This window comes from Spiroplasma monobiae MQ-1 (genome assembly GCF_002865545.1).
GTDB lineage: Bacteria > Bacillota_I > Bacilli_A > Mycoplasmatales > Mycoplasmataceae > Spiroplasma_A > Spiroplasma_A monobiae.
In genome coordinates, this window is record NZ_CP025543.1 from 385,865 (window position 1) to 411,070 (window position 25,206).

At 26.4% G+C, this 25,206-nt stretch carries 21 protein-coding genes; 20 read left to right on the forward strand and 1 reads right to left on the reverse strand.

Features of this window, described 5'->3' with window-relative positions; all coding sequences use genetic code 4:
* The first annotated feature begins 10 nt into the window (after positions 1-10).
* From SMONO_RS01860 to SMONO_RS01945, 18 genes are all read left to right on the forward strand, one after another.
* Positions 11-523, forward strand: coding sequence for an adenine phosphoribosyltransferase (locus SMONO_RS01860; RefSeq protein ID WP_101780660.1), 513 nt, complete (start codon positions 11-13; stop codon positions 521-523).
* Between the two features lie 135 nt (positions 524-658).
* Positions 659-1,882 (forward strand): hypothetical protein, encoded by a 1,224-nt coding sequence (locus SMONO_RS01865; RefSeq protein WP_101780661.1) that lies wholly within the window; start codon positions 659-661, stop codon positions 1,880-1,882.
* Between the two features lie 15 nt (positions 1,883-1,897).
* Positions 1,898-2,629: an ABC transporter ATP-binding protein gene (locus SMONO_RS01870; protein ID WP_101780662.1), complete on the forward strand. Its 732-nt coding sequence runs from the start codon at positions 1,898-1,900 to the stop codon at positions 2,627-2,629.
* Between the two features lie 14 nt (positions 2,630-2,643).
* Positions 2,644-4,596: a hypothetical protein gene (locus SMONO_RS01875; RefSeq protein ID WP_101780663.1), complete on the forward strand. Its 1,953-nt coding sequence runs from the start codon at positions 2,644-2,646 to the stop codon at positions 4,594-4,596.
* A gap of 105 nt (positions 4,597-4,701) precedes the next feature.
* A complete protein-coding gene (locus SMONO_RS01880; RefSeq protein ID WP_101780664.1) occupies positions 4,702-7,023 on the forward strand; it encodes a RelA/SpoT family protein in 2,322 nt (773 codons plus the stop codon).
* Between the two features lie 110 nt (positions 7,024-7,133).
* Positions 7,134-7,946 (forward strand): hypothetical protein, encoded by an 813-nt coding sequence (locus SMONO_RS01885; RefSeq protein ID WP_101780665.1) that lies wholly within the window; start codon positions 7,134-7,136, stop codon positions 7,944-7,946.
* A 91-nt stretch (positions 7,947-8,037) separates the two neighbouring features.
* Complete coding sequence (locus SMONO_RS01890; RefSeq protein WP_101780666.1) at positions 8,038-8,742, forward strand: DeoR/GlpR family DNA-binding transcription regulator; 705 nt, start codon at positions 8,038-8,040, stop codon at positions 8,740-8,742.
* Between the two features lie 3 nt (positions 8,743-8,745).
* On the forward strand, positions 8,746-9,684 hold the full coding sequence (locus tag SMONO_RS01895) for a 1-phosphofructokinase (protein WP_101780667.1): 939 nt from the start codon (positions 8,746-8,748) through the stop codon (positions 9,682-9,684).
* A gap of 9 nt (positions 9,685-9,693) precedes the next feature.
* Positions 9,694-12,048, forward strand: coding sequence for a PTS fructose transporter subunit IIABC (locus tag SMONO_RS01900; RefSeq protein WP_101780668.1), 2,355 nt, complete (start codon positions 9,694-9,696; stop codon positions 12,046-12,048).
* A 76-nt stretch (positions 12,049-12,124) separates the two neighbouring features.
* Entirely contained in the window at positions 12,125-14,440 is a 2,316-nt protein-coding gene (locus SMONO_RS01905) for a PHP domain-containing protein (RefSeq protein ID WP_101780669.1), read from the forward strand.
* The gene (locus SMONO_RS01910) at positions 14,427-14,729 is read left to right on the forward strand and encodes a hypothetical protein (RefSeq protein WP_101780670.1); all 303 of its coding nucleotides are present in this window, start codon (positions 14,427-14,429) and stop codon (positions 14,727-14,729) included. Before SMONO_RS01905 ends, SMONO_RS01910 begins: the two co-directional genes overlap by 14 nt.
* Positions 14,730-14,769: 40 nt before the next feature.
* The gene (gene hisS, locus SMONO_RS01915) at positions 14,770-16,023 is read left to right on the forward strand and encodes a histidine--tRNA ligase (RefSeq protein WP_245857240.1); all 1,254 of its coding nucleotides are present in this window, start codon (positions 14,770-14,772) and stop codon (positions 16,021-16,023) included.
* A gap of 3 nt (positions 16,024-16,026) precedes the next feature.
* The gene (aspS, locus tag SMONO_RS01920) at positions 16,027-17,745 is read left to right on the forward strand and encodes an aspartate--tRNA ligase (protein WP_101780672.1); all 1,719 of its coding nucleotides are present in this window, start codon (positions 16,027-16,029) and stop codon (positions 17,743-17,745) included.
* Between the two features lie 116 nt (positions 17,746-17,861).
* Positions 17,862-18,611, forward strand: coding sequence for a Pr6Pr family membrane protein (locus SMONO_RS01925; protein ID WP_101780673.1), 750 nt, complete (start codon positions 17,862-17,864; stop codon positions 18,609-18,611).
* Positions 18,612-18,725: 114 nt separating this feature from the next.
* Positions 18,726-19,025, forward strand: coding sequence for a hypothetical protein (locus SMONO_RS01930; protein ID WP_211277587.1), 300 nt, complete (start codon positions 18,726-18,728; stop codon positions 19,023-19,025).
* A gap of 133 nt (positions 19,026-19,158) precedes the next feature.
* A complete protein-coding gene (locus SMONO_RS01935) occupies positions 19,159-20,259 on the forward strand; it encodes a glycosyl hydrolase family 18 protein (RefSeq protein WP_101780674.1) in 1,101 nt (366 codons plus the stop codon).
* A 74-nt stretch (positions 20,260-20,333) separates the two neighbouring features.
* Positions 20,334-20,861: a hypothetical protein gene (locus SMONO_RS01940; protein ID WP_101780675.1), complete on the forward strand. Its 528-nt coding sequence runs from the start codon at positions 20,334-20,336 to the stop codon at positions 20,859-20,861.
* Positions 20,862-20,896: 35 nt separating this feature from the next.
* Positions 20,897-22,702: a M3 family metallopeptidase gene (locus SMONO_RS01945; protein WP_101780676.1), complete on the forward strand. Its 1,806-nt coding sequence runs from the start codon at positions 20,897-20,899 to the stop codon at positions 22,700-22,702.
* Positions 22,703-22,715: 13 nt separating this feature from the next.
* Here the strand turns inward: SMONO_RS01945 and SMONO_RS01950 are convergent, their stop codons facing one another.
* On the reverse strand, positions 22,716-23,411 hold the full coding sequence (locus SMONO_RS01950; RefSeq protein WP_101780677.1) for a hypothetical protein: 696 nt from the start codon (positions 23,409-23,411) through the stop codon (positions 22,716-22,718).
* Positions 23,412-23,480: 69 nt separating this feature from the next.
* Between SMONO_RS01950 and SMONO_RS01955 the strand changes: the two genes are divergently transcribed.
* Together SMONO_RS01955 and SMONO_RS01960 are read left to right on the forward strand one after the other, a co-directional pair.
* Positions 23,481-24,191, forward strand: a complete 711-nt coding sequence (locus SMONO_RS01955) for a hypothetical protein (RefSeq protein WP_101780678.1) — start codon at positions 23,481-23,483, stop codon at positions 24,189-24,191.
* 228 nt (positions 24,192-24,419) lie between these two features.
* The gene (locus SMONO_RS01960) at positions 24,420-25,142 is read left to right on the forward strand and encodes a hypothetical protein (RefSeq protein ID WP_158637892.1); all 723 of its coding nucleotides are present in this window, start codon (positions 24,420-24,422) and stop codon (positions 25,140-25,142) included.
* Positions 25,143-25,206 lie beyond the last annotated feature (64 nt).

The window sequence follows — 25,206 nt, forward strand, 5'->3', positions numbered from 1 at the left end:
GATATAAAATATGGACTTAAAAAAATATATATGAGATGTTGAAAACTTTCCAATTGATGGAGTTACATTTAAGGATGTAACTCCATTATTAAATGACAAAGATGCTTTCAAATATACAATCGATAAAATGGTTGAATATGTAAAACAAAAAAAAGCAAATGTTATTGTTGCTCCTGAAGCAAGAGGTTTCTTATTTGCATCAGCTGTAGCTTATGCAGCAGGTTGTAGATTTGTTTTGGTTAGAAAACCAGGAAAATTGCCAAGAGAAGTTAAAGATGTTGAATATGAATTAGAATATGGAAAAGGTCATATTCAAATCCATGTTGGAGATGTTAGAGAAAATGATAATGTAGTTATTGTTGATGATGTTTTGGCCACTGGAGGAACAATGAAAGCTATTGTAGATCTTGTGCAACAAGAAAAAGCAAAAGTAAATGGAATTGTTTTCTTAGCTGATTTGTCATTCTTGCATGAACCTGAATTATTTAAAGAATTTGATTCAAAAAGTTTAATAACTTATTAATAAAAACAAGGACTATTCCTTGTTTTTTTATTTATATTTTATTTTACAAAAACTAAAATATTTTTATATTCTATGTATAATCATATAGTAATGTCTATATAGACAAATTTAAATATATTTAAGGGGAAATTTGGGATGAAAAAATTAATTAAGTTACTTAGTGTAACTCTAATTACTGCCTCTACAACTGGAAGTGTTGTGGCATGTGGACCAACTATTATTAAAAAAGAAAAATTAAGAAATGTAGATACAAACTTACTATTATGATCTACAAACTCATTTTATTGAACGACAATTCAAGATAATGCCGCATATACAAGAGAAGATGTAATCAGAGAATTTAATGAAAATTATAATAGAGACAACAAAAATATTATCTTTCCGGATGGTATTTTAAGTGTTGAAGCATTAACTGGTGAAAACAATACTATATTGCTAAAATCAAATGTATATTCAAATTACAACAAAGTAGAAAATATTGAAATTTATTTTGTTGAAAATGAAAATATAAGAGATATTTCAGACAGAATTGAGAATAATATTCAATCTATTTTGAATAAGGAATATAGATACAATTATTTAGAGGATGCAAAATTAAGCCTGAAAAAAGGGTTATTGGATTCAAAGGCTTACTTTAAAGATGAAGAATCTTTTGTAAAAATTTTAGAAAACAATGATTGAAATGGTAGAGGACCTTTAAAGATAGATATTATAAATAGTAAATGAACTCTTGATTTAACTATATTACAACCTCTCTTGGATACTGCAGCTGGTTATACATTTGGATCTAAATCATCTTTAAGTGGAGATATTAATATTGTTGAGTCAAATACTATTTTTAAATCAATATTTGATATAAAAATAGATGATTATTATAAAACTATTGGTAATACGGCCGGAACTAATTGATTGTTTCAGTTTGTTTATAAAATAAATGGTAAGGAAATTTTTAATAGAGGAGAACTAATGGTTGTTATGACTCTTTATGAGTTTTATATAAGGTCTCTTCAAGAATATGTTTCTATAAAAGGCGAAGAATTAACATCAATAAATGATAGAAATATGATATTTAACTTTAGTTATAAAACTATGCAACAGTTATTTTCTGATCCAATAACTGGAGGACAAAAATTTAATGCAAACATAAACGGTGTTGCATTTGAAATTGAAGCCAGTCCTTATTTAGTTGACAATAAATCAAAAAACACAAACTTAAATATATTAGAAGATTATAATTTCAAAAAAACTTATAAGGTTGATTTTGACAATAATAAACAATTTGATGTATATTCATTTGTTAAAAGAGATGTATCTGATAATAATGCTTACGAATATAGCGAATTCAGACATAACAAATAGTAAGGGATTTCAAAGATGATAGAACTAAAAAATGTTACTAGAATATTTAAAGATGAAAAAGGTATTAAAGATCTTAATTTTGAAATTCCGGAAAAATCAATAGTTGTTTTTATTGGTAATAATGGTGCAGGAAAAACAACAGCTATTAGAGCTATATCTGGAGAATTAAAACTCCACTCAGGAGAAGTTTTGATTGATGGTGAAGATTTATTTAAGAACAATAATCTTAAAAAAATAGCATTTTTTCCAGATACAAATTCAATTCCCAGAGGAATGACTGTTTATGAATATGTTAGATACTCTTGTGCCGCTCATGGTATAAGGGAAAGTTTTATGTTAGAAAAAACTACACCAATTTATGAACTATTAGGAATTAGTGGATATATTAATACTAAAATTAAACATTTATCATCAGGTACTAAAAAGAAAGTTGCAATGGTTTCGGCTCTTGTTTTATCTCCAAAATATATTATTTTTGATGAACCAACAGCGAACTTGGATATTGAATCAAAAATAGAATTTATTGAAATTATTAGGGTTCTTAATTCTTTAAATGTTTCTATTATGATAACAAGTCACTTGATAGAAGAATTAGAAGATATAGCTACTCACGTTGTATTAATAAATGATGGAAAAATTGTTTATAAAAATGAGTTTGATAAAAAGAAAGAAAAAATATTAGACATATATAAGAAATTTGTTGAGAAGCCAATCTTTAATAAAGAAATTATTAAAGATTTATATTAGGAAGATGTGTTGGTATGGAAGAAAATAAAACCTTAGATTTAAATCAAAAACAAACAGATTTATTAAAAAAATACAAAAATAAAAGAGCTAAATCAAAAGTAAATGAGTATGAAAAAGTTAATTGAATGAATTTCCTTATTATATTGAAAATTAATCTTAGAAATTCATTTAAAAGCATTCCTTTAATAGTTACGGGATCGCTGTTTGTTATAGCATCTCTTGTTATGACTATCTCAATGCATTTTGTTAATTCTGACAATGGTTTAATAGATTATTCTAAGTTCTCTATTTTAATTGCAACACAATATATTTGTGGTGTGATATTACTTTCTGTATTTATAACAATACTTTGTGTTTTTTTGATTAGAGTTCATAAAAATACAGGTATTCAAAATATTGAATTAAGAGCTGGTATGAGTCCTGCTATAAGTTTTTTTATCAGACTTATTGTTATTTTGGTTATGGTGTTAACTTATGCTTCATTCAATTTGGTTTTAAATCTAATAGCTTCAATTGGCATAAGATTTGAACAAGATAATGGACCCTCAATAATATTATCTGCGCTTTTATTCTGATATATTTTTGGTCTTTTATTTGCATCAATATCTTTATTGACTGCTCAAGTAATTTCTTTCTTTGCTCAAACTGCTTTACTAGTAATTTTATCAATTACATTTGCAGTTTCTCCAATACTTGCAAATTTAACAAGAAGTGTTCCTGTAATGAAAAACATTTTTGAACAGAAGCAAAAAGCATATTTAATGTATCCGAAATTAGTGGCTGGTCAAGAATTTTATAATATTTTGTCTTCTGAGAATGTTGATCCAAAATTGTCTTCACTACTGTCTGATGCAAATTTATTTCAAACACTTAAAGAAAATATAGGTGAGGTATTTTTTTCAGATGATAGTGTAAAAATTAGTTTTGAAGATTTTTCAAGAAATGATAATCCTTCTATAATAGTTGATGCAACTACTCTATTAGAATTTTTAGTTCAAACAGGAAATTACAATGTTAAATTAACTTCAAAACCATTTGGTGGAAAAACAGATAAAATGAGTAATTTCTTATTTGAGGGTACAAGCATTTATTCTTTATTGAATGACATAAGTCAAAATTTAATTGGATTTGAAGACTCACAAGAAAACCCATTTATTTCAAAAGAAGAGAACTTAAATGATGATAGAACTGTTAATTTTAACTTAAAACCTGCATTGGACTATTTATCTAATAAATATATTTCAAATCCATCTATGTTGGCACTTATTAATTTAATAGAAGTTCAAAAACAACAATTAGATATTTATGACTCAATTACTCATACAGATATTTATACAATATATGAAGAACCTCAGTTTGTAAGAACTGGAGGAGAGGTAATGCCTATGTTTAAATATCAAGAAAATAGTCAATATTTTGATTTTGAATATGATAATGGTCATCAGTTAATTCCATCAATGCAAATGATCTCTTATATAATTTTGCAATTATATAAAAATATGTACATATCATCAAATTACGTAGACACTCAATTTGATATAAATATGTTCATTGAACAAGAGGGTAATAATTATATATTTGATAGTTCAGTTACAAGTGTAAATGTAATGAACATGTTAAACATCTTTAATCACACTGTATTTATTTATCTAAATGGTAAAACTTCTCCAATGACTTGAAATTATTTAAACGAAAAATTTTCTCTAATTAGTAAATTTTCGCTTACTGACTTCCAAGTCAATGTTAATTTAGAAGCTTGAAGTAGTATTTATCAAAACGGTGAAAAGCCAAATAAAACAACATCAGAATCAATATTATTTGCTAAAAATGATAAAGGTTCATCAAAAAATACTGTAACTATAAAAGATAATATTGAAGTTGCAGGAATAATTGTTTGATACCTATTTTTAACTATTGGTTTATTTTCATTAAGCTATTTACAATATTTAAAAAGAGCTAGATATTAAAACTTACTTAGGGTAAGTTTTTTTATTGTTAAGTTAGGAATATGCTATTTATTTATATATAATATAAATATTATTGGCAATTTTATAAAGTAAGGGGCGATGTTGATGCAAACTTTAGAATCAATAAATGAACAAGAATTTAATTATGTTGAGTGTAGAGATGTAGAAGTTCTTGTTGCAGAAATGCGCAAGTATATTAAAAATAATAAATTAATTGAAGAAGTTAAAAAAGCATACTATTATGCAGAAGAAAAACATAAAGATCAAAAGAGAAAAAATGGAGATCCTTTCATAATTCACCCACTTTCAACTGGTTATTACTTAGCCCAATGAAGAATGGGTCCAAAAACAATTATTGCAGGTCTTTTACATGATGTTATTGAAGATACACCAGTAACATTTTCAGAAATTGAAGATTTATATGGTGTTGAAGTTGCAGACATAGTTGAAGCTGTAACTAAAGTTAGCTACTTTACTAAAGAAAATCGTGAACAAATGAAAGCTAATTATTTAAGAAAACTATTCTTATCAATGATTAGAGATATTAGGGTTATAATTGTTAAAATTGCTGACCGTATGCATAACTTATTAACTCTACAATACATGAAACCTGAAAAACAAAAAATTATTGCCAAAGAAACTTTAGAAATTTACTCAACAATTGCTCATAGAATTGGTATGAAGACTGCCAAAAACATATTAGAAGATTACTCTTTTGAGTACTTAAATCCTAAAGAGTATACAAGAGTTAAAAACCTTTTGGAAGAAGATAAAAGTTCTAGAAAAGAAATTATAAAAGATATTATTGAAGAGATAAATAAAAAATTAAAAGAAGGCGGAATTAAAAACGCTCAAGTTTTTGGTAGGTCAAAAACAATTTATTCAATTTATAGAAAATTAACTCAATTTGGTAAATCATTTAGTGATATAAATGATATTTTGGCTGTAAGAATTATTACAGATAAACAAGATGATTGTTATAGAATCCTTGGGTGATTACATCAAATTTTCACACCACTTTCAGGAAGATTTAAAGACTATATTGCAACTCCAAAAAATAACTTATACCAATCATTGCATTCAACTTTAGCAAGTAAAGATGGGATAATATTTGAAGCCCAAATTAGAACAAGAGAAATGGATGAAATTGCTGAAAACGGAGCTGCTGCTCACTGAAAATACAAAGAGGGAGAAAAAACAGTAGATATAGCAGAAAAACAAAAGGAAATTGACTTAAAAGTTGATATGTTTACACGATTGATGAACCTTGAAAAACTTGCAACTGAAAGTATTGAAATCGATTATAATGAAGAGTCACAAAAAATTGACTTAAGTGGTGAAGTTGTTGAAGAAACATTTAAATCAGATTACTTAGCACCAATGATTTACATTCTTACTCCAGATGGTAGTGTTGTAAACTTACCTTTTGGATCGACTGTTTTAGACTTTGCATATAAAATTCACACAGAAGTGGGTAATAAAACTGTTGGGGCTAAAATTAATGGTGTATTTTCTCCATATAATACAACTCTTAACTCAGGGGAAATGGTTGAAATCCAAACTTCAAAAGATGCTTATCCTCATGAAAAATGATTACGTTTTGTTAGAACTTCAACAGCTCGTAGATCAATTGAAGATTATCTAAATCTTCAAAAAGAAAAAGAATTAGAAAAAGAAAAAATAACTAATCAAAAAATTATTAGAAACACTAAACGTGAAATTGATAGATATATTATTGCAAATAATTTAAAATGAAATATTAATTCAATTGAAGAAATTCAAAAAAAACTTAATGTTTTAGATTATAAAAATATTGATGAATTTTTATTATCTGTTGGTAATGGTGACTTTTCTATTCCTGAAGCGGTTGATATAGTTTATGTATCGAAACAAGAATTAAAAGATATTGAATTAATCAATGATATGAAGACAAGAAAATATAAATCATCTAAAGGTAGAGATGATTTAAGGATAAATGGTATTGAAAAAGTTAGTTGTTCACTTGCACAATGTTGTTATCCAGTGCCTGTTGAACCAGTAACAAGTTTTATGTCAAAAACTAAAGGTATTCAAGTTCATAGAAGTGATTGTTTAAATATTACGAATATTAAAAAAGTAAAAAACTTACTTGAAACAGAGTGAATTGAAAAGAAAACTATGAACAAGAGATATAATGCAAAAATCAGAATTAATGCATATGATAGACCGGGAATATTATTGGATATTGTTTCTGTCTTTGCAGCTCAAAGAGCTAACTTAACAGAGGTTAAAGTAATTTCACAAGAAGATGATTACACCGGAAAAGGAAGTATGGTAATTGATGTTAGTGATTTAGAACAATTAAAAGTTATTCTAAAAACTTTATCGGAAGTTCCTGGTGTTATTGCTGTTACAAGGGCAACTTCTTCAGAAAATCCAATATCTTAAGTGTATTAAATACACTTTTTTTATTAATTTAAAGTGTTATATTAGTGTTGTTAGTGATTAGTAAATATGATATACTATAACTAATTATTATATTTTATGCGGAGGTACCTATGAAAAAAGAAATGATCTATTTGCCAATTCAAGAATTTGTTCAAGCTAACTTAGATTTTAATATAGCTTCAAATAGAAAAGAATCAGAATATGATTTTAACTTTACAAGATGAAAGACAATGATTTTTTCAAGTCAGAAATTGAAATTTGTTCTTAAATATGCACAATCAGTTTTACAATGACTAAGTAAAGTTGTTAATGTACAAAACTTTAGTGTATCAATAGATACAACAACAGTTGATAGATTTAACTTATCAATTTATGAATTTGATACTCACGTATTTAACTGTTCATTATTTACTAACTTTTATTTAATACCAGAAGGTGACTGATCAAGTAAGATATTTGAAATGCATTTCTCAAAATTTGACTTAAGAAATGGAGAATTGCAAAAAAAAGATAGCACTAGTTTCTGAAAAGGTGAAGAAGGATTTGAAAAATTCGTAAATATGCTTTATGCAATTATTAAAGAACCTTATAAATTTGAAAAAGTAGCTCCAGTTCAATGACAAATTGACTTTAAAGATAAGAAACTTTCAAGTTCACAAATTAGAATGCAACTTGCATCACTTGTTCAAACAGGTGTAAGACCAGAAGATCCATACTTGACAATTGAACAAGCAATGAAAATTGAAAATGGAGCTAATCCAGATGTTGTTGCACAAGAAGCAAAAAGCGAAAGTGATTTAAAAGAAGTTATAAACCCAATTTGAGATGAAGGTATTGAACAAGAAGCTAAATATAAAGATTTAAACTTCGCAATGGCTAAATCAAGAGGGCTTGACCCAACTAATAAGAAAAAAAGAAGATAATATGCTTGCATATTATTTTTTTATTTAATTTTTTGGTTGTTTTTGGTTGTTTTTTATCTTTTTTGGAATAATATATCTATGAGGTGAAAGAATGATTAGAGAAGAAAGATTAAGACTAATCCTTGATTATGTCAACGAATTAGATTATTGTTCAAATGAACAAATATCAAAACACTTAAACATTCCGTTCACCACTCTAAGAAGAGATCTTACAGATCTTCACAATGATTCTAAATTAAAAAGAGTACATGGGGGAGCAAAGACCATTAGAGAAAAATCAATATTAGAAGCTGTTTTAGATGAAAAACTACTTACAAATATTGATGCCAAAAAAAGTATTGCAAAAAAAGCATTTGATTGTATTAAACCTTTTGAAACCATCTTTTTAGATGCAGGTTCAACAACATTTTTCTTAGCAGAATTAATAAAACCTGAATTAAATAATAAAATTTATACTAATTCAATTATTAATGCTCAAGTATTGGCAAAAAACGGTATTAAAGATATTAATTTATTACCGGGAAAATTAAAAGTATCTACAGTTGCAATTTGTGGAGTTGAAACAATTGCTGCTTTATCAAAATACAATTTTGATTTGGCTTTTGTGGGTATAAATGCTGTTGATAAAGAATTTAATTTTTTTACAACAGATGAAGATGAAGCAGAAGTTAAAAAAATAGCTATTAGGAATTCACAATTTGCATTTGGTTTAGCAGATACATCTAAAAATAACTCTAAATCACTTGTTAAATTTAGTGATAAATCTCAAATAGCACTTATCAATGAAGAGGTATAAAAAATGATATATACATTAACATTAAACCCAGCAGTAGACCACATTGTTCTTGCTAACAAAAAAGTAGAACTTGGTGTAACTAATTATTATAACGATGAATACAAAGTTGTTGGTGGTAAAGGTATTAATGCAGGAATAATTTTAAAGAATTTAACTGCAGAAGTTCAAGCAATTGGTATTATGGGTGAAAAAAACAAAGAAATATTTTTAGATAAATTTAAAGAAATAAATTTAAATAATAAGTTTTTCTTAAACCAAGGATCAACAAGAGTTAATTATAAAATTAAACACTTAGAATCTAAACAAGAAACTGAATTAAATGGTATGGGATTTGAAACTCAAAAAGAAGTTTTAGAAGATTTAATCCTATACTTGAAAGATAATCTTAAAAAAGAAGACATCGTTATGCTAACTGGTAGTGTTGCTATGGGTATTGAAAAAGATATCTATGAACAAATAGGTAAACTTGCAAACGAAAAAGAAGCAATTTTAATTTGTGATGCTACAAATGACTTATTAAAAAATGTTTTAAATGAAAAACCATTTTTAATAAAACCTAACTTAGAAGAAATTTGTTCTACTTTAGGATTAGAATTTAACGAAGATATTAGCTTTGAAGAGACAAAAGAATTAATTCAAAAACTAAAAGACTTAGGAGCACAAAATGTTTTACTAAGTATGGGTTCAAAAGGGAGTTTATACTTTGATTCAAACAATGATGTTTACAAAGTTGGAATTGCACAAGGTAAACTTGTTAACTCAGTTGGTGCTGGAGACAGTATGTTAGCTGGATTTGTTTTTGGTAAATACAAAAACTTATCAATTGAAAATACACTTCAATATGCAGCTGCCAGTGGTGCTGCAACGGCTTTTAATGAATGACTTGCTTCAAAAGAAGAGATTGAAACATTAGTTTCACAAATTAAAGTTGAAAAATTATAGGAGGTTCACATGGAATTAAAAGATTTATTTGGTAAACAAATAAGTTTCTTTGATGTAGATTTAAATTCAAAAGATGAAGTAATTGAATTTTTATCTAAAAAACTTCAAGAAGAAAATTACATAAAATCTGTTGAAGACTTCAAAGCAGCTGTTTACAAAAGAGAATCTGAAGGGTCAACTGGTGTTGGAGATGGTATTGCCATTCCTCACGTTTTAAATCCTACAGTTCAAAAATCAGCAATCGCATTTGCTAAATTAAAAAATAAAATTGATTGACAATCATTAGATGATCAACCAGCTGATTTAGTATTTATGATTATGACAAATGGAAAAGATGGAAATGAACACTTAACTGCTCTTGCTGATTTGTCTGGTTTCTTAATGAAATCAGATGTTCAAGCAAAATTAAGAGGAGCTAAATCTATCAAAGATGTGCAAAGTGCATTTACAAAAGAAGAGAAAAAGGTTGAAAAAGTAGAAAAACCAGGAAGTTATGATGTAATTGGTATTACAGCTTGTCCTACTGGAATTGCTCATACATACATGGCTCAAGAAAAACTTGAAGAGTATGCTAAAGCAAAAGGTTTAACAGTTAAAATTGAAACTCAAGGACGTAGAGGAATTGAGAATAAATTAACACAAGAAGATATAGATAACGCAAAAGTTATTATTTTGGCTCACGACAAAGCTCTTGAAGGACTTTCAAGATTAAATGGGAAGAAAGTTATTGATACACATACTAAAGAGGCAATCTTTAAAGGTGATCAATTAATTGAAAAATATCAAAAAGGAGAAGGATTAACTGAAGTTAAAGCGGCAGCCGATTCTTCAGAATCAAGTGAATTTACAATGAGAAAATTCCTTGATGTTAAAGGCAATTTACTTGGAGGAATTTCAAGAATGTTACCATTCGTTGTTGCAGGAGGAATCATTTTAGGAATAGCATTCTTAATTGACTTTGCAACAGGTGGTGGAACTGCCCCAGATAGTAGTTCAGAAATTTTTAAACAATGACTATTATCAAATGAAGGTAAAACATGAGCAGATTTCCAAACATACTGAATGGGTAACTTTGGTACTCATAATGCTGCTGCTGGATGATTTGCAGCAATTGGTAAAACATCTATGTCTATGATGGTTCCAATTTTAGGTGCATTTATTGCATTTTCAATTGTTGGAGCTCAGGGATTGATGCCTGGAATGGTTGCCGGGTTATTCTCAACAAACGTAATGGGATTTGCTTATTCAGGTAACGAAACTGGATGAGATGGTTTATGAGGAAGACTTTTAGGTGATAGCTTAAAAGGTACTGAATCAGGATTTATTGGAGCAATCGTTGGTGGTTACTTAGCAGCTTTATTGGTTGTTGGTTGATCAAAAGCAATGGGTAAATTCCCAAAAGGATTACAAGGAGCTAGAGATATTGTATTTATTCCTGTAATTTCATTATTATCAATTTCACTAACAATGTTCGTAATTAACATTCCTTTGGGATTTGTTATGGGTGGAATTAGTTTAGGAATTCAAAAATTAGCTGAATTAAACTTATTATGACTTGTATCAATTTTAATTGGATTTATGATGTGTGTTGACATGGGTGGACCTGTAAACAAAATTGCTTACTCACTAGGAAACTTAGCTGTTGGTGGTAAATTGGTTACTGACGCAACTACACAAGGTTATAGTGATCAAACAATTATTATGGCTTCAGCCATGATAGCAGGTATGTTACCTCCAATCATGGTTGCAATGTCAACAGTTATTTTCCCAAAAGCTTGAACAGCAAAAGATAGAGATGCTGCAAAAGCAAACTGATTAATGGGAGCATGTTTCGTATCAGAAGGTGCTATTCCATTCATGGTTAAGGACCCAAAAAGAGTTGCTGTAAGTGCAATGGCTGGTGGAGCTTTAATCGGTGGATTAATCGGTGCTTTAAAAGTTAAATTACTTGCTTCACACGGTGGTATATTTGTATTCCCATTATTAAGTTCAAGTTACTTAGAAAATGGAACAACAATGACTGGTGGTTCAATTGCTTTAGGAGCTGGGGGAGCACTTCTAATCTTATTAGGAGCAAGTTTCTTATCAGCGATGATTTTAGGAATTTGAAGAACAGCAGATATTAAAACTGGAAAATTAGTTTTAGACTCAACAAATGGAGTTAAAGAATCAATTTTATCAAAAATTGAAGCTGTAAAAGCAAATGAAAAAATTCAAAATAAAGAAGAAAAATTAAACGTATTAAACAATAAATTAGCTAAATACGGAGAATTTGAAACAGAATTAGTTACTAAACAAAAAGCATATCAAGTTCAATTAGCTGAAAAAGCTAAATTAAAAGAAGTTAGAAGAGTTGATAAGTAATTAAATAATAAAAAAACCATATATTTATTTGGTTTTTTTATTATTTATGTTATAAAAAAGAAAAAGGGGGTATTTAATGATTAATGAAAGTATAAAAATAGACTTACATATACATTCATTCAAGAGTTTTTACAAGGATGGAAAAATAGTTAAAGAATCAACTAAAGAAAATTTGGATGTTCTACTAACAAAATTAATAGAACATGAAATAAAACTTTTTTCAATAACTGATCATAATAGATTTGATTCTGATTTATATATTGAGTTAAAAAATAAAATAAATAAAGATGAAAAATATAAAAATTTAAATTTTATACCAGGAATAGAATTCAATCTAAAATTAGAGGAATTCGATGAATCAAAAGCAGGACAAATAAATATTTATTTTAACGCTAGTTCAGAAGAAGAATTTATTCATATCGAAAATATCATTAATAGTGATGAATTTTTTAAAGAGAATAAAGTAGATTTTTTTTCAAAAGAGGAAATAGAAAAATTAATTTATAAAATTGGTTTTGATGTTATATTAATTGCTTCACAAACCAAAGGACTACATTTTGAGGGTAATGGTGGTAAAGTTTCTGCCCTATCAGACCACACAAAGGATTCTAAGAAATGAATACAATCAGGATATATAAGTGCTTTGGAGTTTCAAAAACCAAGAGTGGAGGGTATTTTAAAGAATAATTTAAGAGATTTAAATAATTTTGCATTGATAACTTTTAGTGATTGTCATGAATGAGCGGTATATCCAAAGCACGATTCAAGTTCTAAACTTACTCAAAAAAATTTCACAAAGATTAAGTCATTACCAACATTTAAAGGTTTAATGTATGCATTTTCGTCGCCCAAAACAAGAATTAATAGAATTGAATCATCCAACACAAATTGAATAAGGGAAATAAAATTAAATGATAAAATTATAAAGTTGGATAGGTCAATAAATGTAATTACAGGTAATAATGGTTCAGGTAAAACGGCCATTTTATCAAAAATTATAAATGATACTAATAAACTCAAAAATGAGTATTCAACAATTTTCTTAAATAATTCATTAGAGTTTAATGGTGAAAATTCTATTTCGTTCAAAATAATTAAGCAAAATGAAATAATTGATAAAAAATTTGCTCTTTCAAATTTATTTGAAAATATAGAACATGACAAAGACGACAGTGAATTTAAACATAAGATGGAAACATACACAAATAGAATTAATAATAATTTTCGTCATTTTTTATCTATAAAAGAATCTTTAAATAAAATTTATTCAACAGAAATTGAATTTGTAGAAAAAAACGATCATTACTTTATTCAGTGTAGTAATGACCTAGAAAATATTGAAGAAAATAAATATAATAAAATAGTTAAAAACATAAATAAAATTATTCAGGGCTATAATGGTTTAATTGAAGATTTGACATTTAAAGCTGATAAAACAAGTTATAATCTTATTGTTAAAAATAATGAAAATATCTTGTTAATTCTAGAAAAGTATAATAATTTAAAAAATGAATTAGATCAAAAAAATAAAATAATAAATAAAATAATAAGTATATTTAATCGCATAAATTCAAACAATTCTAATAAATCATCTTCTGCGGAGCAAAATAGAAAAAATTACGAAACTAAAAAACAGGAATTAATTTCTGAATTTAAAAAAATTATAAAATTAAAAAGCAAGGAAATTAAAGTTGAAGAATTTCCTATATTTTCTAATGGTATTAGTGAAATCAAAAAAAATGGTTTTATTTTTAAAAGTATACCAAAATACAGTAAAAATATAAGTGAAAATGATTTTTATAGTGTTGTCTTTAATAAAGAAGTTTCGAATCAAGATGAACTATATAAATTAAAGTCAAATCAAGATTTCTTTAATTCTTTGAAAAAAACTTCAAATTCTCACGGACTTAGAGCTGATGAAATATTCAAAAAAAATTGTGAAAATTTTATTTCAAAGCAGATTGAAAGAAGTGAAATTATATTAGAAACTGATAATGAAAATCTAATAGGATCTACACCTGGACAAGCTGCGAATGCATTTATAAAATTCTTTCTTCAAGAAAATATATCTAACAACGATATAATATTGATAGACCAACCAGAAGATAATATATCTAATTTAAATATTAGTCTTGATATTATTGCTTTGATAAATTCAATGAGAGATGAAAAACAATTTATAATAGTAACGCATAACCCTATAATAGTTACTAATTTAGATATTGATAATTTAGTTTTTTTGGAAAATAATAATGGTCAAATAAGCTCTAAAAATGGTTGTTTAGAATACGATGGAGAATGAAATATTATAAAAATAGTTATTGATAATATGGAGGGTGGATTAGAAGCTGTTAAAAATAGAATGGATATTTACAAGTATGAAAAAAATTAAGTTAACATTAGATGAAAATGGATTAATGAAAATAAAGAAAAATCTAGATGAAGAATTAATAATAAAAAACCTAAATAATGATAAAACTATTAAAGGATCGGATATACTTAAATCAATTGTTTTTGATGATAAAATTGAAGAATTTGAAATAGAAGAAGAAAATAATTTTGATATCAAAGATAATAAAAATATAATAGAAACATTTGAAGAAATAGTATCTATTTTTAAAGAACTTTCTGATTACGTAAATAATAATAATAATAATAATAATAAAAACCCTAAATTTTAGGGTTTTTATTTTTCTCTAATTAAAAAAAGTGTAAAATATTATGGTTAGAGGTGAAAACATGATTCAAAAACCAAGAGGAACAGAAGATTTAATAGACTTAAAAGTAAGAGAATACTTTGCTTTAGAAGTTGTTATTAGACAAATAGTTGATACTTTCAACTATGGAGAGATAAAAACTCCAATATTTGAAAACTTAGAACTTTTTAAAAGAGGTGTTGGAGAAGAAACGGATATAGTTTCTAAAGAAATGTATACATTTAAAGACAGAAAAGACAGAGAACTTACTTTAAGACCAGAAGGTACAGCACCAACTGTTAGAGCTATTTTAGAAAACAAAATGTATATTAATGAAAACTTACCTTTAAAATTGTTCTACTTTGGATCAATGTTTAGATATGAAAGACCTCAAGCTGGAAGAAATAGACAATTCAATCAATTTGGTGTTGAAGTTTTTGGACCAAAATCTCCTGAAATTGATAGTGAAGTAATTTGTTTATCTTCAACAATATTAAATACAATTGGATTAGAAAATCACACAGTTCACTTAAATTATTTGGTTAATGGCGATCAAAGAAAAAAATATATAAATGATTTGAAAAAGTATCTAGAACCAAAAAAAATATGTGATGATTGTAAAAAAAGAATTGAAACAAATCCTTTAAGGGTTTTAGATTGTAAAATCGATTCAAAAAAATTTGATGATGTTATTGATATGAAAGATTATTTATCTGATGAAGATAAAACTTACTTTGATAATTTAGTTTCTAATTTAAAAAATATAGGAATAAAACCAATAGTTGATAAAATGCTTGTAAGGGGATTGGATTACTATACAGGTTTTGTTTATGAAGTTAAAGATAAAAAGGGTTCAACTCTACTTGGTGGAGGAAGATATGATGAACTTGTAAATCAGTTAGGTAATGTAGATTTACCTGCAGCTGGTTTTGGTTTGGGTATGGAAAGAATTTTAATAGCTTTACAAGAAGAAGAAATTTATATATCAGAACCAATCAGTTTAGATGCATACATAATAGGATTAAGTGAAAAAGCAAAACAATTTGCAAACATTTTACTATTAATGTTAAGAAAGTCTGGTTTAAAAGTAGATTTTGATTTCATGAATAGAAGTATGAAATCTGCATTCAAACAATCTGAAAAGTTAAATTCTAAAAATATAATTATCATTGGTGACAATGAACTTAAAGAAAATGTTGTTGTAATTAAAAATCAAATCACAAAAGAAGAAAAAAAAGTTGCATTTGAAAAAATAGTAGATGTAATAATGGGAGAATAAGAAATGAAACGTACACATACATGTGGTGAACTTACTTTAAAAAATGTAAACGAAAATGTTTTACTGCAAGGTTGAGTTACAAAAGTTAGAAAAATGGGTGCCATGAATTTTATTGATCTAAGAGATAGATATGGAATTACTCAACTTGTAATTGATGAATCAATCAGTTTAGAAAATGTTAAATCAGAATATGTTTTAGAAGTTGAAGGAAAAGTTATTGAAAGAAAATCAAAAAATCAAGAATTAAAAACTGGGGAAATTGAAATTAAAGTTGAAAAAATAACTTTAATAAATAAATCTGAATTAACTCCATTTGAAATTAAAGATGGAATTGAATCTCAGGAAGATACAAGGTTAACTTATAGATATTTAGATTTAAGAAGACCTGAAATGCAAAAGAACTTACTTGTAAGAAGTAAAATGAATCATGTTGTAAGAAATTTTTTTGTAGAACAAGAGTTTTTAGAAATAGAAACTCCAATATTTGGTAAATCAACTCCAGAAGGGGCAAGAGATTTTTTGGTTCCCTCAAGATTAAATACAGGAAAATTTTACGCACTCCCTCAATCTCCTCAATTATATAAACAATTATTTATGATATCTGGTTTAGATAGATACTTTCAAATTGTTAAATGTTTTAGAGATGAAGATTTAAGAATTGATAGACAACCCGAGTTTACTCAATTAGATATGGAAATGTCGTTTGCTGATGCAAATGATGTCATGGATACAATTGAATCTTTAGTTAAAAAAGTAATTTTAGAAATTAAAGGAATTGAAATCAAAGAACCAATTCAAAAAATTTCTTGACATGAATCAATGGAAAAATACGGAAATGATAAACCAGATTTAAGATTTGGATTTGAAATCCATACTTTAAATGAAATTTTTAATAAAACTGAAATTCCTTTATTCTCAAATTTAGAAAATAAATCAATTAGAGCAATCTGTGTAGATTCACTTTTAAATAAAAAAGAATTAGAAGATTTAACTGAAGTTTCAAAACAAAACAGTGTTAGCATTTTAGGTTTTGCAAAGTTTGATTCAAATGAATGAACAGGATCAATTGGTTCAAAATTATCTGATGATGAAAAATCAAAATTAATGAAAGAATTTGACATAAAAACTTCTTCAACTATTTTATTTGTAGTTGAAGAATATTCAAAAGCAAGTCAAGCTATGGGGGCAATAAGGAATAGAGTGGCAAAACTTTTAAATTTATTGGATCCAGAAGTTATGAAATTAGCTTGAATTGTGGATTTCCCATTATTCGAATTCTCAGAAGAAGAAAATAGGTATGTTGCAGCACACCATCCATTTACAATGCCTGCAGATGAATCAATTAATAATTTTGATTCAAATAAAAAAGAAGCACTAGCAAAAGCTTATGACATTGTTTTAAATGGTTTTGAAATTGGTGGAGGAAGCCAAAGAATTACCGACTCTACAATTCAAAAAAGAATGTTTGATGCGATTGGTTTAAATGAAGAACAAATTGAATCTAATTTTGGATGATTTGTAAATGCATACAAATATGGAGCACCTTACCATGCTGGGTGTGCTTTAGGTTTAGATAGAATTTGTATGTTATTAACTGGTTCGGAAAATATTAGAGAAGTTATAGCTTTCCCTAAAAATTCATCAGGAGTAGATCCAATGACAAATGCACCAGACTTAGTAACAAATCAACAATTAGATGAACTAAATATAAAATTAAAATAATCCCCAAGGATTATTTTTTTTATAGAAAAATTTAAAAGAGTTTTAGTTTTTAAAAACAATTTTTGTAGATAAATTATTTTTATATCTTTATGATTATGAAATAAGGAGGTGGAAAAATGAAATCACTAAATTTTCATATAACTTACAAGTTGTTTTTTGGACTTTTATCTTTCTTTACAATTTTTTCATATTATATCTGAAATATAATTTCAGCTCATGAAGTTAATGGAACCTATTTAGGTAATTATGAAATATATACAATAGATTATTTTACAACTTTTACATTGTTATCTAATGTTATTGTACAAGCATGATTTTTATATGCTGCATTGAACCATAAAAATGAAGGTAAAACAAAATTGCTAAGTTATACAGCTGCAAACTCACTTGCAACAATGATTACAGTTACTTTAATAGTTTATAATGCTCTATTAATACCTGTAGAAGGTTTCCCAAGTCATCCGTTTTCTATATTTGTAACTCTTATAGATCATGCACTGGTACCAATTGCATTTATTCTTTATGTAAATATTTTTATGAAAAACAAAGATAAAGTATCTCTTAAAGAATTTTTTATTAAAAAATTTTGAATTCAATTTGTAATGGTTTTATCTTATTGTGTATTTGCAATGGTTAGAGGAGAATTAAGAATTAATTCAGGAGATTATTACTTAAAACAAGGTATTGTTTATCCTTATTTCTTCTTAGATGTACATCACATTGGACCGGGAGGTCTTCCGGGAGTTGTTTGATTCTTTATGGCATTTTTTGCAATTTTAGGTTTATTAGTAGGATTTAGTTTCTTGTATAACTATATAAACAATAAAATTATTGAAAAACCATATTACCAAAAATTAAATAAATAAATAATATACTTTTGATAATTAATATATAATATTAAAAGTGTCAATCGACACATCTTTTGATAGCGTAGTAGTATATGGCCTTTAAAAGAATTTAAATAGAAAGGCAGTGTACTTATGGGATTTGACAATAAAGATAACTTTAGACGTTCAAGAAGCGAAGGTGGATCAAGAGATGGTGGAGATCGCGACCGCGGTGGAGACCGTGGTGGAAGATCTGGTGGATTCGGTGGTCGCGGTGGAGACCGTGGCGGAAGATCTGGTGGATTCGGTGGTCGCGGTGGAGACCGTGGCGGAAGATCTGGTGGATTCGGTGGTCAAGGCGGAAATTCAGGAAGAATTGATAACTTTGAAAAACCTCTATTAGAATTATTAAAAGAAATTAATGAAAAATTAGACATTTTAATAAATAAATAATTATTTAATTAAAAACTTTCAGATATTTTATCTGAAAGTTTTTTTATTATTCATTATTTATCTTGTTTAATTTACTTGTAAAGTTTTTAATAATCAATTATTTATGGTATCTTAAAATAAATGGAGAAAAGATATGAAAAAATTACTTACTTTAATGTCTATAATCTCACTAATAACAGCAACATTAAGTTTTGTCATTTCGTGTGGTATTTTTGGAAAAGGTGAAGAAGGAAACGGAAATGGTGGTAACGAAAATAATGAACAAATAGATAAAGTTTTAGTTGGATATTATTATGACTGAGGAGGTATTGGTCAAGTTAAACCAAGTTTTGAAGAAATTGCCTCTACAAATTACAATATAGTCAACATTTCATTTCTTTATTCAAAAGAAGCTTATTTTATGCCTGTATATGAGCCGATAAACGCAAATGAAGTAAAAGAAGGTATAAAACTTTTACATTCTAAAGGTAAAAAATCACTTATTTCTATGGGTGGTGCAACTGGAAATAAAATGAAGTTTAGAAAAGAACAAAAAGATGAACTTAAAAAAACCATATTAAATGTTGTTGATATGTATGGTTTTCATGGATTGGATATTGATTGAGAAGGTGAATGTCTCTCTGATAGAGAAAGCCAACAAACAACAATTGATGCTCTAATAGAAATTAAAAAAGAAAGACCTGAATTTATAATAACAATGGCACCAGAAATGCCTTATTTAAAAAATTCAACAAAAAATGGAGAGAAAAGTTATATCCCATTCTTAGAAGGTCTTTATGAATACTATGATTGAATTAATCCTCAATTATACAATGGGTGAGCTTTTGGCCCTTATGTTGAAAAAAACGAACAAGTTATTTTAAATCTTCCTGCAGGATATATTTCTAATGATGATATAGAACATAGAGCTGAGTTCTACTACTTAATGACAAAATATTTAACAACGACTTATAGTCCAATTAACGATTTTTACCTAATTGATCCTGATAGATATGTTTTGGGAGCAGCTACCAACGAACCTGCCGGTAGAGGAGCTGCGACTAAAGAATCGATTAAAAAATCATATGATTTGTTATCTAATGAAGGTATATTTACAAAAGGGCTTATGACTTGAGCTTTAAATTACGATTCTTACGAAGGACATTTAGAAGTTAATGGTCAGATAATTAATTGAAAAAAATGAAGTTTTGAGTCTTGGTACAATGATACTCATGGAGAAGAAGCAAATAATTAGTTATAAACAATGATTTGTAAAAACACACCTATTTAATGTATAATTTACTTAATATAAAGATTGGAGAGATTGGTATGGCATTAGACAATAGCGTAAAAAATTTAATTGGTAACCTATTTAGAATAGACAATAACTTAGAATTATTTGCACCTGGTTATTTAGGTTCTAAAAAAACCACTGAAGATAACTTACCTTGATTAGGTTTAAAAAACTTAAATAGAATAGTTTATTTTGCAACAACATTTAACTATTTTTTCTTTGAAACAATGATTGCAGACATCACTATTGCTATGGATGCTAAAAAAAAGGAACCAATAATTATTGAGGTTAGAGATAATTTTACAAATTTGATTGAATTAGAAAAATTAGGTTTTTTACAATCAAAAGTTGAGAACATACCAGCATCACAAATGCTTTTATTAAAAGATCTATACAAATTCATGTTTACAAAATATGAAAAGTTTAATACTCTATTTGAAAATGATCCTAACATTAAAATGTTAGCAAAACACAGTGGTAGTTTATCTGCTCCAGTATTCTTAGAGGAAAAAGAAGTTTATGATTACTACGAAAAAGCTGCAAAGCAAATATTTGGTAAATAGAAATTCCTTTAAAGGAATTTTTTTTAGGTGATAATATGAAAAGAAATGAAGCAATTAGCAAATATAAATGAAATCTACTTGATCTTTATAAAAAAGATGAAGATTTTTTAAATGACTTAGAAATATATATAGAAGCTAATAACAAACTTTTAAGATATAAGAACACTTTAAATAATAAAGATAGTTTTATTAATTTTCTAAAAGAATCAATTAAAGTTGATAGTTATTCATCAAAAATGGGTCACTTTCTAAAGTATTTATATATAGAACAAAAAAACGAAAGATTAAATAATTTAGAGTCAATTTACAATAAGAAATTGCAACATTTTGATGGTAAATTTTCTTGAATAAGCGAAGAGGTTAAAGGAATAGGACAAAGTAAAATTCTGCAATGATTATCTAAAGATGAAGAACTTAAGCATTATTCTAAAAGTTATAAAGAATTTTTTAAACACATAAAATATTTATTACCTCAAAAAGACAGAGAACTAATTTCTAAAGTATCTAACTCAAGCTCGATATTATATGAAATGTATGAAACAATGAGATTTAAGGATAATGAAGAGAAGATTTTGAAATATAATGACAAAGAATATATTGTTAATCAAAAATTTATATCCGATATATATACTTACTCTGATCCTAAAGCAGATCAAGAACTAAGGGCTCTTGCTAGTTTAAAATACAAAGAAGAAATCAATTTAAAAAAACATACCTTTGCAAAAATATATGAATCAATTGTAAAAGAAGAAATTGAATCAAGTAAACTTGTTGGTATGGAGGGCTTTAAGGAAAATTTCTTTGATGAAGATGATTTTTCTTTGAATGATTTTCTGGGCCTTTTAAAATATACTTCAAAAAATTCTGAAGTATATTATAGATATTATGAAATAATAAAAAATTATTTAAATTTAGATAAATTTTATGGAACTGATTCGAGTTTAGAACTTATTAAATTAGAAAAATTAAATTATTCAGTTGAAGAAGCTCAACAAATAATTAAAGAATCATTAAAAGGGCTTGGGGATGAATATTTAAAGAATTTAGAATATTGTTGATCTGATAATAAAGTTGATTATTTTGAAGATGAGAACAAATCTACAGGCGCTTTTACAATTGGAAGTTATAAATATGATTCATTAATATCAATGAACTTTACAGATGATATAGATTCTGTTTCTACATTGGCTCATGAGATGGGGCATGCAGTTCATAATTTATTTGCAAAACAAAATCAGCCAAGACCTTTAAATGGATTCTCAAATATGATTGCAGAAGTTGCTTCTACTTTTAATGAACATTTATTGTTTGATTACTTAATTAAAAATGAAAAAGATGAAAGTAGAAAAATAACTTTAATACAAAATAGGATAGAGTTTATTTTTAATAATTTCTTTTCTGCTGTAGCTGATGCTCAATTTGAATATAATTGCTATGAAGAAATTGAAAAGGGAGGAGTTCTAACTTTAGAAAAAATATCTGATATATTAAAAGAATCCAATAGAAAAATTTTAGGAAAATCAATATTTGATAGATATGACGCAGACAGTTATAAATATAGTTGAATATCGATTTCACATTTATTTGAGCAACCATTTTATATTTTTAAATATGCTGTTTCAATTGCGGTTTCATTTAAACTTTATTCTGAGTTTAAAAATACAAATGATTCAAATAAAATTATAAACTTTCTAAAAGAAGGTGGCAGTTTAGAAATAACTGAATTATTTTCTAAGTATGGATTTGATTGTAAAGATGAAAACTCCTATAAAGAAATAATTAATGAAGTTAAAAGTCTTGTTGATCAATTTGAAGTTTTATTAAATAAAAAAACAACTTAATGAGGTTGTTTTTTTAATATATGTTTTTTAAAAATCTTGTGTGATTTTGTATTATAGAACCTGTAAAAACAATTATTTCTATTGAATAAATATTTATATCTACCAAATCTTGTTCTGAAATTTTATTTTTTCTCTTAAGTAGTTTTGCATACTTCATAATTTCTCTAACAATTAAATTAACTGTTGTAATACTTTCTTTGCTTGAAAAAACTTTTTCAGATAAAAGCTCTATGTATTCATCGTCTTTTAAAATTTTTAAAACATCATTTTTATATAAATTAAAATATTTAATTATTGTCTCGTTTGTTGCTAATAAGGCAAATTCCTGCTTTTTAGCAATATCCTTGCTTTCTATTGAATCAAAAAATGAACAAATTAATTCAATTGATTTAGTTCATCCTAATAGTGAAACATAATCTACTATAAGCTTATGAAATTTAGAAAGTAATCTTGCATTTGTTTTTATTAATTTAAACTTTTGGTTATAAAAATTTGTGTAGTTATCTATTTGTTGAAAAAATTCTTTATAATGATCAAAACTATAAACGTAATTTAATTTAAAATCACCTGGCTTTTTATTAAATTTTATTAGTCAAGAATTAAGTTTTTTTACATTCTTTTCAATATTCTTATTTCAATAAGGAGTTACATTTTTTAAGTTTTTAATATCTTTTTCATTAAGTTTAAATGGCTTAAATGTGCTAATCATTTTATCAAACTTTCTATAAATTGCTATTTTTATTATATATTAATAATATACAAAGAAAAGAGACAACTAATGATTGGAAAGTATGATTTTGACAATGTTAATATTGAAAAAGTTTTATTTTTTTTTGAACCTGCAATACACACAATTAGTGTTTTGCTTGAAGAACAAAAAGTAGAGTTAAAAAGAAACAATATTTTAGATGATTCTTTTTTAAAAGTTTTTAATTTCTTTAAAAATATGGAATTTTTAGATGATTTTAATGAAGGCAAAGATATTATATCTTTTTATTATGATGATTTTTGAAAGCAATTAATAAATATGAATAAAGAACAAGTTGTTGATAGACATAGGTTTTGACCTAATATAATTTCAATACAACAAATAGCTGAGATATTAGATAGATGAATAAAGATTAGTTATGATAATTTAAAAAAAGGTTTGGAAGTATTGAATATACAAGAATGTACTTATGATTTAAAAAGAATAATTGCTAATCATTGTGATAATTTAAAAAGAGTAGAAAATGGATTATTTTTTAATAAGCAAATAAATGAATTGTTAGAAATGTTTAAAAACTCATCACGCTTTAAAACCATTGAAAACTCAGCTGAAATTATTCTTGGTATTTTGGAAGAAAATAACACAAGAAACAATAATATTCATAATATATTTGAGCAAAATTCAGAGGAATACTGAAATACTTTTAATATTCTTACTAGAATATCAATTTTGGCTGGTTTTGCTTTGTTATTAGAACAACCAGAAATTTTGAAACTTTAATTATTTCATACTCAATTTTACAATAAGCCTTATAAAATATTAAATTTATTTTAATATTAAAAAATTATATTAAAATTAGAAGAAAAAATAATATAAATTATTTTTCTAAGCTCTAATTCTATAATTAGAAATATAAAGTAATATATCAATCAAGGTTGGTAGGGTGGGTAGTTGAAAGAAAGGTAAAAAAAAGTGATAAAATTATTAAGCTTAATTGGATCGTTATCTATGGCTTCTTCAGCAATTTTGCCATTAAATCAAATTGTAACAGAACAAAAAAATGTGGAAGTTTTAGAAGAAGATAATGATTATAATAAATATAAAAAAGATGCAATGTATTATATAGATAATGCATTATTACAATTAGGTTCAACTCTATTGTTTAGCCATGCAAATGGAAAACTTGTATATCTTCAAAGGGCATATCCTAGCGTTAGTAAGGCTTTTGATGCTCTAAACAATGTAGAACATACACCTGAGATAGTTGAAGCTAAAAGTAGATTATTAGATGCAGCTAATAAAATTGATCAAGCTGCGAGACTTGGAAATGTAGATGCAATGAATATGTTAATAGGAGAAGCAATAATAAGTTTATCGATTGCTCAAAGAAATATTCCATATCAAGAAAGTGGATATTATAAAAGAGAAGCTATGTATTATTGTGATCAAGCACTACTTCAATTAGGTCAAACCTTATTTTACAACACCGCAAATGGGAAACTTATACATCTGCAAACGGCTTATCCTTATGTTAGCAAGGCTTTTGAGGCTTTAAATAATGTTGAACACACACCTGAAATTTTAGAAGCTAAATATAGCCTTTTAGAGGCTGCTGATAAAATTGATCAAGCAGCAAGACTTGGAAATCCAGATGCAATGAATATGGTGATAGGGGGCGCGATTAGAAGTTTGTCATTAGCACAAATGAATATAGGTTTTTCTGTATTGTAATAATTTTTATTTAATATAAATAAAATATTTTAATAGAGAGTTTTTGTTAATTCAACAACTCTCT